Genomic DNA, 11,924 nt, shown 5'->3' on the forward strand with positions numbered 1-11,924 from the left:
CACCCCTGCGTCGGCAGGCGGGCGCGCCCTAGCGTGGAGTCATGACCCAGCCTCCCTCCATCGGCGCCCCGCCGGCGCCGGCATCTGTGCCCGTGACCGCGACCGCCCCCCGCATCGGTCTGCTCGCACATCTGGGCGCGATCGCCCAGGTCGCCGCGATGGGCGTCGCAGGCACGGTCGTCTTCTCGGTACTCCTGGTGCTGCTGAGCGTCGGCGTCGGGTTGCTGCCCGCCCTCGGCATCGGCGCGTTCCTGCTCGTCGGGCTGGTCTACGCGATGTGGGCCACAGCATGGCTCGAGTACGCGCGGGTCGACGGGCTCTACGGCTACGGCCTGCCCGTCCCCCCGCTGCGCTCCAGCGGTCGGCCCGGCTTCAGCGGGTGGCTGCGCACCCTGTGGCAGCAGTTCGCGGACGGGTCGATGTGGCGCGGGATCGCATCATCGGCAGTCACGACGATCCTCGGACTCGTCGTCCTGTCGGTCATCGGCGCACTGGCCTCGAGCGTCGCGCTGCTGTTCACCCCCCTGCTCGGCAGCGCCACGGTGCGCATCCCCGTCACCGACACGTACGTGGGCGGCGAGTGGGCGATTCTCGTCGGCGTTCTCGGCGCGATCGTCTCTCTCGCGATGCTCGTGGGCGCGGCGCTGCTGCACGCGGTGCTGACCCGCGCGATCCTGGTCCCGAGCCGCGAAGCCATGCTCCTCGAGCAGGCCCGCACGGCGGGAACGCAGCGCGAGAGCGCCGTGCGGGCAGGCGAGGTCGAGCGCACACGCATCGAACGCGACCTGCACGACGGCGTCCAGCCCCGGCTCGTTTCGGTGGGAATGACGCTGGGTCTGGCGCAGCAGAAGATCGACACCGACCCGGCCGCCGCGAAGGCGCTCATCGATGAAGCCCACACCTCCACCAAGGCCGCCATCACCGAGCTTCGTCAGCTGGCCCGCGGCATCCACGCGTCCGTCCTCGACGACCGAGGACTGGATGCGGCGCTCAGCGCCCTCGCCGCCCGCTCGCACGTGCCTGTGCAGTTGGACGTGCGCCTCCCCGACCCGCAGACGGGTCGGTGCAGCCGCACGGCCGAGGCTGCCGTCTACTTCGCCATCGCCGAATCGCTCACCAACGCCGCCAAGCACTCCCGCGGCAGCGAGGTGCGCGTCACCGTGCGCCTACGCGACGCGCCCGAGCAAGCCGTGCCCACGCTCTGGGTGCGCGTGGAGGACAACGGCGTGGGCGGAGCGCAGGTGCTTCCGGGCGGCGGACTCGACGGCATCGCCCACCGCATCGCCGCCGCCGGCGGCATCAGCCGACTCGACAGCCCGCAGGGCGGACCGACCGCTCTGGAGGTGAGCGTCCCGTGCGCATCCTGATCTGCGAAGACTCCGCGCTGCTGCGCGAGGGGCTCGTACGCCTCCTCGACGATGCCGGCCACGACGTCGTCGCGGCGCTGCCCGACGCCAGCGATCTGACGACGACCGTCGCCGAGGTGCGGCCCGACCTCTGCATCCTCGATGTGCGCCTGCCGCCCACGTTCACCGACGAGGGCATCCGCGCGGCCGTGCACCTGCGCCGCACCGATCCCCGCCTGGCCGTGCTCGTGCTCAGCCAGTACGTCGAGGAGCGCTACGCCGGCGAGCTGATCGCCGGCCAGACCGGTGCCCTCGGCTACCTGCTCAAAGACCGGGTCGCCGACGTCGGCGAGTTTCTCGAGGCCGTCGAACGCATCGGCGCCGGGGCCACCGTGCTCGACCCCGAAGTCGTCGCCCAACTGCTGGCCCGCCGTGGCCGCGATGCGCGAATGGATCGCCTCACCGACCGGGAGCGCACCGTGCTGGCGCTCATCGCCGAAGGCAAGAGCAACCAAGCCATCGCCCAAACGCTCTTCGTCACCGAAGCCAGCGTCGAGAAGCACATCACCTCGCTGTTCCAGAAGCTCGATCTGGAACAGGACGAACACGGCAACCGCCGTGTGCTCGCCGCCCTCATCCACTGGGAGAACGGAACGAACCGATGACCACCACGCTCACTCCGCCTCCGGTACCGCCGGCGCCGCCGTCCGACGGTGGCGTCACCGGGCCCGTCTCCCCGCAGCCCCCCGCACACAGACCGGGCTCGCGCGTCGTGGCGATTCTCACGATCGTCCTCGGCATCGCGCTCATCCTCGGCGCGCTCGGCACCTCCGTCCTCGCCGCGATCGGCACGAGTCAGCGCGGCGCGAGCGGCACTCTCACGGCGGATGCCGTCGGCATCCAGAGCCTGAAGGTCGACGTCGCGGCAGCCGATCTGACGATCGTCTACGGCGGCGAGAGCGTCGTGCTCGACGTCAACGGCGCGGCGAGCGACTGGCGCGTGCGCCGCGACGGCCCGACCCTCGTCGTCGCGACCCAGCGCACCTGGTGGAGCGCTTTGCGCCCCTTCAACGAGAGCGACACGGCGGTGCTCACGCTCCCCCAGTCGCTCAAGGGCTCTGCACTGGACGCCGACCTCTCCCTGAGCGCGGGCTCGCTGCGGGCCGACGGTGACTTCGGCCGCCTCGACGTCACCGTGAGCGCCGGCGCGATGAACCTCTCAGGACGTGCAGCGACCCTCGACGCCGAGGTATCGGCGGGCCGTCTCGTCTTCGATCTGGCCCGCGTCGACACCGCTCGACTCAAGCTCAGCGCGGGCTCCGTCGACGGAAGCCTCGCAGGCTCGGCACCGAGCGCCGTGTCGGTCGACCTCAGCGCAGGTCGGTTGGCGCTCGTCCTGCCGGACGATCGCTACGCGGTGTCGTCCAATGCGTCGGCCGGTGACATCGAGAACCGGCTGCGTGTCGATTCGACGTCACCGCACCGGATCACCGTCGGGGTGTCGGCGGGCTACGTATCGCTGCGCTCCTGAGCACGCAGACCGATTTCTGACAGGACCGTATGCGAACGGTATGCACTCGGTAGACGGTCCGCCCCGCGCGGGCGGACCGTCATACGCTCTCTTCATCGCCTCCCCGACGACCGACTCCATGATCAGACGGAGGGCGAAGCAGGACTCTCCCCCTGCGACTGTGGTGCAACGGATTGCAGGGCCGGTCGTCCATTCGGACGACCGGCCCTTTCTCACAGGACACACATCTGCCCACCCCTCCCGCTGAGCGCTAGCGTGGTGGCGTGAGCACTCCCATCGACGCCACCCGCACTCCCGCCTGGGCCGCCCTCTCCGACCGCGCCGCGAGCTTCGCGCCGGATCTGCGCGCCTGGTTCGCCGCCGACCCCACGCGGGTCGAGCGCCTGACCCTCGACGCCGCCGACCTGCACGTCGACCTCTCCAAGAACCTGGTAGACGACGACATCCTCGCCTCGCTCCTCACGCTCGCCGACGATGTGCACCTCGGCGCGCGCATCGCCGCAATGTTCCGCGGCGAACACATCAACACCACCGAAGATCGCGCGGTGCTGCACACGGCCCTCCGCCGTCCCGCGGGCGCGACGGCCGAGCTGGTCGTCGACGGCCAGGATGTGGATGCCGATGTGCAGGCCGTGCTCGAGGCGATGAGCGCTTTCGCCGATCGCGTGCGCTCGGGCGAGTGGACGGGCATCACCGGCAAGACGGTGACGCACGTCGTCAACATCGGCATCGGCGGCTCCGACCTCGGGCCCGCAATGATCTCCGCGGCCCTGGAACCGTATGCGACCGCCGGCATCGACGCCCGCTTCGTGTCGAACATCGATCCGTTCGACCTCGCCCACAAGACCAAGGACCTCGACCCCGAGACGACGTTGTTCGTCGTGGCATCCAAGACCTTCACGACCCTCGAGACCCTCACCAACGCACGCCTCGCACGCGACTGGCTGTGGACGGGTCTGGCTGCCGCCGGCGCCATCGACGGCTCCGACGCGCAGAACCAGGATGCTGTCGCGCACCACTTCGTCGCGGTCTCGACGGCCCTCGACAAGGTCGCGGCTTTCGGAATCGACCCGGCGAACGCCTTCGGATTCTGGGACTGGGTGGGCGGGCGCTACTCGGTCGATTCGGCCATCGGACTCTCGCTCATGGTCGAGCTCGGCCCCGACGCGTTCCGTGAGCTCCTGGCCGGGTTCCACGCGATCGACGAGCATTTCCGGACGACGCCGTTCGCCCGCAATGTGCCGGTGCTGATGGGACTGCTCAATGTCTGGTACACCAATTTCCTCGGCGCCCAGTCGCACGCCGTCCTCCCGTATGCGCAGCAGCTGAGCCGCTTCGCCGCCTACCTCCAGCAGCTCACGATGGAATCCAACGGCAAGCGCGTGCGCTGGGACGGCTCGCCCGTCACGAGCGACACCGGCGAGATCTTCTGGGGCGAGCCGGGTACCAACGGGCAGCACGCGTTCTACCAGTTGATCCACCAGGGCACGCGGCTCATCCCCGCCGACTTCATCGGGTTCGCCAACCCGGCGTACGCGCTCACCGACGACGGCCGCGACGTGCATGGGCTCTTCCTCGCGAACTTCCTCGCCCAGACGAAGGCCCTCGCCTTCGGCAAGACGGCCGAAGAGGTCGAGGCGGAGGGCACGACCGGCGCTCTCGTCGCGGCGCGCACGTTCCCCGGCAACCGCCCGACCACGTCGATCTTCGCGCCAGCGCTCACGCCCCGCGTGCTCGGCGAGCTCATCGCCCTGTACGAGCACATCACCTTCACCCAGGGCGTGATCTGGGGCATCAACTCCTTCGACCAGTGGGGTGTCGAGCTCGGCAAGCAGCTCGCACTGCAGATCGCGCCCGCGATCGAGGGCGACGCCGAGGCGACCGCCGCGCAGGACGCCTCGACCCGCGCCCTGTTGGAGTACTACCGCGCTCATCGCAACGCCTGAGGGGCGCGGGCGCGGTTCCGCGCGGTCAGGCGAGGCGGGTGTGGAAGCGTTCGCCCGCGGCACTGAAGATGCTGAGCACCTCGGCCGCCCCCTCGGCGGTGGCACTGATCGAGTGGGGCACGCGGGTGTCGAACTCCGCCGCCTCCCCCGGTTCGAGCAGGTGCTCGGTGCCGTCGAGGGCAAGACGCACCCGTCCGCTCAAGACGTAGAGCCACTCGTAGCCGTCGTGGATGCGGGCGGCGGGCGCGCCGTCCAGCGGCGGGTAGACGATCTTCAGCGCCTGCACCGGTGACTTCTCGAGGGTCAGCGGCGCGATGAGCATCCCGTCCCGGCGCTCCACGGCGCGGCGCACCCGAGGGTCGGGCGTCTCCGCGGGGACGAGATCGTCGAGGCGGATGCCGAGCTGGCGTGTCAGCGGCAGCAGCAGCTCCAGGGAGGCGTGACGCTTGCCCGCCTCGAGCCGCGACAGGGTGCTCACCGAGATGCCCGCGGGCATCGCGAGCTCTTCCAACGTCCAGCCACGCGCTTGTCGTGCGGCGCGCAGTCGCGCACCCACCTGGTCGATCCCCGATGCCATGTTCACATCTTGCCATTCCTGCAAACCAGATTGCTGAAATCCTGCCCCGTCGCGCAGAGTGGAGACATGCGAGAACGAGAGTGGGATGCCGTCGTCATCGGCGGCGGAGCGGCGGGCCTGAGCGCCGCGCAGATGCTGGGCCGGGCGCGGCGACGCACCCTGGTGATCGACGGCGGGCGTCCGCGCAACCGCTTCGCGCCGCAGATGCACGGCGTCCTCGGCCACGACGGCGTCGCCCCCGGCGACGTGCTGGCGCGCGGCCTCGAAGAACTGGCGCGCTACGGCGTGCGCGTCGAGGCGGGCGAGGTCGCCGGCATCGTCGACGACGGGCTCACCCTGCGCGTTCTCCGCGTCGACGGCACCGTCGACACCGCGCGGGCGGTCATCATCGCCAGCGGCATCCGAGACGAGCTGCCGGCCGTGGACGGCATCGAGCAGTTGTGGGGGCGGGGCGTGCTGCACTGCCCGTACTGCCATGGCTACGAGGTGGCCGATGCGCGACTCGGCGTGCTGGCGACTTCGCCGCAGAGCATCCACCAGATCGAGCTCGTGCGACAGTGGACCGCCGACCTCACCGCGTTCACGGCGGCGATCGAGCCTCTCGGCGAGGAGGTGCGCGTTCGACTGCACGCCCGCGGCATCCGCATCGTGTCGACGCCGATCGTCGGGCTCGTCGCCGAGGACGGGGTGCTGCGCGCAGCCCGCGATGCCGAGGGCATCGAGCACGACATCGATGCCCTTTTCGTCGCGGCAACGCCCGTCATCGATCTCGACTTCGCGGAGCCGCTGGGCCTCGACCGCGCCGATCAACCGGGCTCCCCCGTTGCCGTCGACATGCTCGGAGCGACCAGCCACCCGCGGGTGTGGGCGGCGGGCAACGTCGCCGCCCCCTATGGAAACGTGCCGGTGGCGATGGCGACCGGATCGATGGCCGGAGCCGGCGCCAACGCAGCCCTGGCCGCGGAAGACGCCGAGCTCGCTGTGCTCGAGCGCGCGCGACAGCGAGATGCCGACTGGGAACTGCGCTACGCCGAACGCGACCGGATCTGGTCGGGGCGGGTCAACCCGGCCATGGCCGATGTCGTGACGAACCTGCCCGTCGGCACCGCGCTGGAGATCGGATGCGGAGAGGGCGCGGATGCCGTGTGGCTCGCCGAACGCGGCTGGCGGGTCAGCGCGGTGGATGTCTCGGAGACGGCGATCCGCCGTGCGGCGGGCGCCGCCCGCGAACGGCGCCTCGGCGAGCGCCTGTCGTTCTTCGTCGGCAGTGGCGCGGCGGCGGCACCGGCCGGGACATTCGACCTCGTCACCGCGAGCTTCCTGCACTCATGGGAGCCCGACTTTCCGCGGATCTCACTGCTGCGCGAAGCCGCCGACCGGGTGGCTGCCGGCGGTCATCTGCTGGTCATCTCGCACGCTGCACCACCGCCCTGGTCACGCCACGGCATCGGGGACAGCCAACAGCACGAGCACGGTCCACGACTGCTCTCACCCGAGGAGGAACTCGGCCTGCTCACCCTGGCGCCCGACGAGTGGGAGCCCGTCATCGTCGGCATCCGCCCGCGCGAAGCGCAAGGTCCCGACGGTGAGAGCGCGCTACTCGACGACGGGGTGCTCCTGTTGCGCCGCCGCTGACGCGGCCTCGGCGGCGCGCGCCACCCAGACGGGCGTCGTCCCGTAGCGCTGCGACGGAATCAATCGCCCCGCGGCGCAGTCCACCACCAGGGCGGCCAGGCGTGCGTCACGGGTCACCGCGCGCTGCGCGCCGTGCACCCAGTGGGCGCAGATGCGGTGATAACCGGGGGTTGCGGCATCCCAGAACGCCTGCGCCGCGGGTACGGCGGCAATGGCCGACAGCTCGACCGTCTCGAGCTCGTCGCGGGACTCGTACGAGTAGATCGCGGTGCGCTCCGGTCGGCGCCGCTCGAACGCGGCGATCCCCGCCGGGTGCATACGGCCTTCTGCGGTCAGTTTCTCAATGAGCGCGATGTTCACCGCGCTCCACGTCGACGCGGACTTGCGGGGCGTCCAGCGCTGGACGCGCGCATCGTCGTCGAGACGGCGGCTGATGGAGTCGATCCAGCCGAAACACAAGGCCTCCGGCACCGCGTCCTCCCAGAGAAGCCCCTGTTCGGGATGCCCCTTGCGGCGGCGCACCATCCACAATTCGGTAGCGGAGTCATGGTTCTGCTCCAGCCAGGCGCGGAAGGATGCGGCATCCGCGAAGAAGACCGGCTCACCCCCGTCGACGCCCATGGCGCGACGCTACCAGCGACGGCTGACACGCAACAGAGATCGCTCGCGAGACGGATGCGGGGTACACCCCGGGACCGACGACGCCGAGCCTGCCGCCGCGAAGACTGGAGGACATGAATGCACCCGTCCTGTCCGCCACCGGCCTGCTCAAGCGCTACGGCGATCTCCTCGCACTCGCGGGCGTCGACGTGACCATCTCCGCCGGCGAATCCGTCGCGGTGATGGGCGCCTCGGGCTCGGGAAAGACCACGCTGCTGCACTGTCTGGCGGCGATCATCCCTCCGGACGCCGGCTCCGTGCGCCTGAACGCACCGAACGCGGCGCCCGTCGAGCTGGTCGGAATGACCGAGAATCAGAGATCTGCCGTACGCCGCACGCAGCTGGGCTTCGTCTTCCAGGAGCACCTTCTGCTGCCCGAGCTCACGGCCGTCGAGAACGCCGCCCTCCCGCTGCTGCTGCAGGGGATGCCGCGCACACCGGCCGAGGCGCGGGCGGCCGGGTGGCTGGCGGCGTTGGGACTGTCCGGCATGGAGCAGCGCCGTATCGGCCAGCTCTCCGGCGGTCAGGCCCAACGCGTCGCGATCGCACGCGCTCAGGTGACGGGCGCGCCGATCGTCTTCGCCGATGAGCCGACCGGGGCACTCGACTCGCGCACCTCCGACGAGGTGATGTCGGCCCTCTTGCACGCGACCACCGGCCAGGGGCGCAGCCTGGTCGTCGTGACACACGACCCCGGCGTCGCCGCGCGCTGCGACCGCACCCTGCAGATGGTCGACGGCCGCATCGCAGCGCCGGGCGCGGTCACCGGGGTCAGCACCATCGGCGCCACCGCCCCGGCCGGTGAATCCCGATGAGCGCGATCCTCAGCGGCGTCCCCACCTCGGCGCCCTCGCGCGGGGCGCTTCGCCGCGCGCTCACCCTCACCGTCCTGCTCGCCCGCCCCGCTCGTCAGGGCCGTGCCGCGCTGGTGCTGCCCGTCGTCGCCTTCGCCGTGACCGCGGCTCTGCTGCTGGTCGTCGCCGGGGGCGTGCGCATGTTCTTCACCGACCCTCGCGCCGCGGGCGAGACGGCGCTGCTCTACCAGACGCTCAGCGCGCTCGCTCTCGTGCTGCTCACGGTGCCCATCGCGACGCTCGGCGCTGCAGCCGCGCGACTGTCGGCACGCCGGCGCAATGACCGGCTGGCCACCCTGCGGCTGCTGGGCGCGACCGTCGGCGAGGTCAGCACCATGACGGTCGTCGAGGCGGCCGCGACGGCGCTGCTGGGCGGCATCCTCGGGGTCGGACTGTACGCCGCCCTGCTCCCGGTCGTGGGCGTGCTCCCGTTCTTCGGTGGTCCGATCGGCGCCTCCGCCGCGTGGGCGGGCCTGGATATCACGCTTGCTGCGGTGGGCGCCGTGGTGGTGATCGCGACGGCGAGCGCGGCGCTGAGCCTGCGCCGCGTGCAGGTGACACCGCTGGGCGTCGCCCGCCGCACCGATCCTCCCCGCCGAAGGACCGCCGCGCTGATCATGGGGGTGCTGGGCGTCATCGCCGTGGCTGTGCTGGTGTCGAACATCTCGACGGTCGTACAGGTCTGGGGCGTCGCCATGGCCATCGTCGTGCTGCTCGGCCTTTTCGGCACCGCTCTGCTCATCGTGAACCTGATCGGCACGCCGCTGGTGGCGGCGCGCGGGCGGACGATGGCCCGCACCACGTCGTCGCCGGCGCGGCTGATCGCGGGGCGAGAGCTGTCCGCCCACGCCGCCTCCGCATGGCGCCGGGTGTCGGGCATCGCAATGATCGCTTTCATCGCGGTGGTCGGCGGTGCGGGTGCAAGCCTCGCGACGCTGGCGGGCGACGAGGGCGGGAGCGCGGCCGGGGCCGTGATCTTCGACGACATGCGCACGGGCGTGCTGGTGACCCTCGCCGTCGGATTCGCCCTGCTCGCCTGTTCGGTAGGGGTGACGCAGGCGGCCGCCGTGCTCGAAGATCGCGAGCTCATCGTGGGGCTCGACCGCCTCGGCATGCCGGAACGCGAGCTCGACCGTGCCCGCGCCCTGACGGTCATGGTGCCGCTGCGCTGGGCGGCCGTCGGCGGAGCGGTCGTGGGGGTCGTGCTCGCGCTGCCGATCGTCGGCGTCACCGTGCTGGTGGCGCCCGTGTCGCTCGTCATCATCGCGGCGACCTTCGTCGGCGGCATCCTGCTCGTGCGGCTGTCGCTGCTGGCCTCACGGCCGCTGGTCGCGGCGATCCGGCGGGGCTGAGCCGTCTCGGCGAGGCCTACTCAGTCGAGCCGCGGACGGTTCCATTGCCCCGGCTGGTCAAACTCGGCGTAGCGGACGTCCATGCCGCCTGCCACTCCCGCCCCCAGCGCGACGGTGCAGACCAGCAGCGAGAGAGTGGGGTAGCCGAACGGGCGGTTGTCACGCACGATGGCGCGGTCATCGGTCGACCCGACCGCGCTCGTCGCCTCGAGTGTGTCGAGCCACCTCTCCCACCAGCGCTCGTCATCGGCGGCGGGAACAGGGAAGGCATCGCGCCACGCGACGATACGGGCCGTGCCCTCGTCGTCGACGTCGTCGTGGGCGATCATGTGGATGCCGGGACTCAGCGCCACGCGGCGGACGGCCGCCCCATCCCACATCGTCACGGTCACGCCGCCGGCTGTCGCTTCGACGAGGTTGAAGCCCTGCGTGTGCGGCGGGTCGCTCGGGCTGCGGCCGGCGACCGCATCGAGCACGATCCTGCCGCGCGAGCGAGGCGGTTCGGCCGTGCCGGTCGGGTCGATGGGCAGAACATCGGCGCGGTTGAGGATCACGGCGACCCGGCGCGAGGCGGCATCCGCTGCCAGCCACGCGCCGCCCGCACGCCGATCGCGTACGCCCTGTACCTCGGGACGCTCCGGCCACCAGGGACCGAGCGGATCCCAGGCGCGGTGAGGGTCTTCGTCGCGCACCGCGAGCAGCCGCACCGGCTCATCCGGGCCGGTCGGGACGTGGACGATGACGGTGCACACGGTGGTGACGGCCTCTCCGTCCGCTCCTCGGCACCCGCCGCATCCGGCGTGGGAGGATCGGACCATGTTCGTTGTGGTGGGCGTGACGGGCGGCATCGCCGCGTACAAGACGGTGCACCTCGTTCGCGCCCTGGTGACCAACGGGCACGAGGTGCACGTTGTTCCCACCGCCGATTCGCTGCGCTTCGTCGGGACGACCACGTGGGAGGCCGTCAGCAGAAATCCTGTCACGACGAGCGTTCACGACGATGTGGCGCGCGTACGCCACGTCGCCCTCGGCACCTCTGCCGATCTCGTCGTCATCGCTCCCGCGACCGCCAACACCCTCGCGAAGATGGCGGCCGGCATCGCCGACGATCTGCTCGGCGTGACACTGCTGGCCACGACCGCACCCGTCGTCGTCGCGCCCGCGATGCACACGGCGATGTGGGAGCACGCCGCGACGCGGGCCAACATCGCGACGCTGCGCCGACGCGGCGTGCACATCGTCGGCCCCGCCGACGGCGCGCTGACCGGCGGTGACAGCGGCCCCGGACGCATGGTCGAGCCCGATGAGCTCGTTACGGCGGCGCTGACGGTCGCGGCACCGCGAGCCGCCGACCTCGCGGGCCTTCGCGTGGCCGTCTCGACCGGAGGCACCCGCGAGCCGATCGACCCCGTGCGCTACCTCGGCAACCGCTCGAGTGGTCGGCAGGGCGCCGAGCTGGCCCTCGCCGCCGCCGAGCGGGGCGCCACCGTGACGCTCGTGGCGGCACATACCGACGACGGCGTGCTGACCTCGGCATCCCGCCATCCCCGCATCGACGTGGTGCGCGCGTACACCGCCGACGCTGTGCAGGCGGCGATGACGAACGCCGCGACCACCGCGGACGTGGTGGCCATGGTCGCCGCGGTCGCCGACTTCCGCGTCGCGGAGGTGTCTCGGCACAAGATCCGCAAGGAAGACGGCATCCCTCGTCTTGAGCTCGTTGCCAACCCCGACGTCCTGGCGGGCCTGGTCGCGGCGCAGCGGCCGGGGCAGACGGTGTTCGGCTTCGCCGCCGAAACTGCGGAGAGCGACGACGATCTGCTCGCCCGCGGCCGCCGCAAGCGCGAGCGCAAGGGGGTCGACTTCCTCGCCGTCAACCGCGTGGGCGAGGGCCACGGCTTCGAATCTTCGGAGAACCGGGTGATCCTTCTGGATGCCGCGGGCGCCGTGGTCACCGACGTCGCCGGGTCGAAGCGCGCGGTCGCCGACGCGATCTGGGACGCGGTCGTCGCGGCGCGTTGAA

At 71.4% G+C, this 11,924-nt stretch carries 11 protein-coding genes; 8 read left to right on the plus strand and 3 right to left on the minus strand.

The features are described from left to right. Positions 1–41 precede the first annotated feature (41 nt). The 4 genes from ITJ43_RS07845 (at position 42) to pgi (ending at position 4,823) form a co-directional block, all read left to right on the plus strand. Positions 42–1,367 carry a sensor histidine kinase gene (locus tag ITJ43_RS07845; RefSeq protein WP_194583300.1) on the plus strand — a complete coding sequence of 442 codons (1,326 nt, stop codon included), beginning with the start codon at positions 42–44 and terminating at the stop codon, positions 1,365–1,367. Continuing rightward, positions 1,355–2,011: a response regulator gene (locus tag ITJ43_RS07850; RefSeq protein WP_194583301.1), complete on the plus strand. Its 657-nt coding sequence runs from the start codon at positions 1,355–1,357 to the stop codon at positions 2,009–2,011. Before ITJ43_RS07845 ends, ITJ43_RS07850 begins: the two co-directional genes overlap by 13 nt. Continuing rightward, positions 2,008–2,877 carry a hypothetical protein gene (locus ITJ43_RS07855; RefSeq protein ID WP_194583302.1) on the plus strand — a complete coding sequence of 290 codons (870 nt, stop codon included), beginning with the start codon at positions 2,008–2,010 and terminating at the stop codon, positions 2,875–2,877. The genes ITJ43_RS07850 and ITJ43_RS07855 overlap by 4 nt, the downstream gene beginning before the upstream one ends. A 263-nt stretch (positions 2,878–3,140) precedes the next feature. After that, on the plus strand, positions 3,141–4,823 hold the full coding sequence (gene pgi, locus ITJ43_RS07860; RefSeq protein WP_194583303.1) for a glucose-6-phosphate isomerase: 1,683 nt from the start codon (positions 3,141–3,143) through the stop codon (positions 4,821–4,823). A gap of 25 nt (positions 4,824–4,848) precedes the next feature. Here the strand turns inward: pgi and ITJ43_RS07865 are convergent, their stop codons facing one another. Beyond that, positions 4,849–5,400: a helix-turn-helix domain-containing protein gene (locus ITJ43_RS07865; RefSeq protein WP_194583304.1), complete on the minus strand. Its 552-nt coding sequence runs from the start codon at positions 5,398–5,400 to the stop codon at positions 4,849–4,851. 66 nt (positions 5,401–5,466) lie between these two features. Between ITJ43_RS07865 and ITJ43_RS07870 the strand changes: the two genes are divergently transcribed. After that, positions 5,467–7,035, plus strand: coding sequence for an FAD-dependent oxidoreductase (locus ITJ43_RS07870; RefSeq protein ID WP_194583305.1), 1,569 nt, complete (start codon positions 5,467–5,469; stop codon positions 7,033–7,035). Here the strand turns inward: ITJ43_RS07870 and ITJ43_RS07875 are convergent. Continuing rightward, positions 6,997–7,656 carry a YdeI/OmpD-associated family protein gene (locus tag ITJ43_RS07875; protein WP_194583306.1) on the minus strand — a complete coding sequence of 220 codons (660 nt, stop codon included), beginning with the start codon at positions 7,654–7,656 and terminating at the stop codon, positions 6,997–6,999. The two genes, ITJ43_RS07870 and ITJ43_RS07875, sit on opposite strands and share 39 nt — an antisense overlap. A gap of 113 nt (positions 7,657–7,769) precedes the next feature. On the opposite strand from ITJ43_RS07875, the gene ITJ43_RS07880 reads away from it, so the two are divergent. Both ITJ43_RS07880 and ITJ43_RS07885 read left to right on the plus strand, forming a co-directional pair. Further along, a complete protein-coding gene (locus ITJ43_RS07880) occupies positions 7,770–8,510 on the plus strand; it encodes an ABC transporter ATP-binding protein (protein WP_194583307.1) in 741 nt (246 codons plus the stop codon). Beyond that, the gene (locus ITJ43_RS07885; RefSeq protein ID WP_194583308.1) at positions 8,507–9,901 is read left to right on the plus strand and encodes an FtsX-like permease family protein; all 1,395 of its coding nucleotides are present in this window, start codon (positions 8,507–8,509) and stop codon (positions 9,899–9,901) included. The genes ITJ43_RS07880 and ITJ43_RS07885 overlap by 4 nt, the downstream gene beginning before the upstream one ends. A 20-nt stretch (positions 9,902–9,921) precedes the next feature. Here the strand turns inward: ITJ43_RS07885 and ITJ43_RS07890 are convergent, their stop codons facing one another. Further along, a complete protein-coding gene (locus tag ITJ43_RS07890; protein ID WP_194583818.1) occupies positions 9,922–10,653 on the minus strand; it encodes an NRDE family protein in 732 nt (243 codons plus the stop codon). A gap of 64 nt (positions 10,654–10,717) precedes the next feature. On the opposite strand from ITJ43_RS07890, the gene coaBC reads away from it, so the two are divergent. Then, a complete protein-coding gene (gene coaBC, locus ITJ43_RS07895) occupies positions 10,718–11,923 on the plus strand; it encodes a bifunctional phosphopantothenoylcysteine decarboxylase/phosphopantothenate--cysteine ligase CoaBC (protein ID WP_194583309.1) in 1,206 nt (401 codons plus the stop codon). The last annotated feature ends 1 nt before the right edge of the window (position 11,924 follow it).

The organism is Microbacterium sp. VKM Ac-2870, assembly GCF_015350795.1.
Classification (GTDB): domain Bacteria; phylum Actinomycetota; class Actinomycetes; order Actinomycetales; family Microbacteriaceae; genus Microbacterium.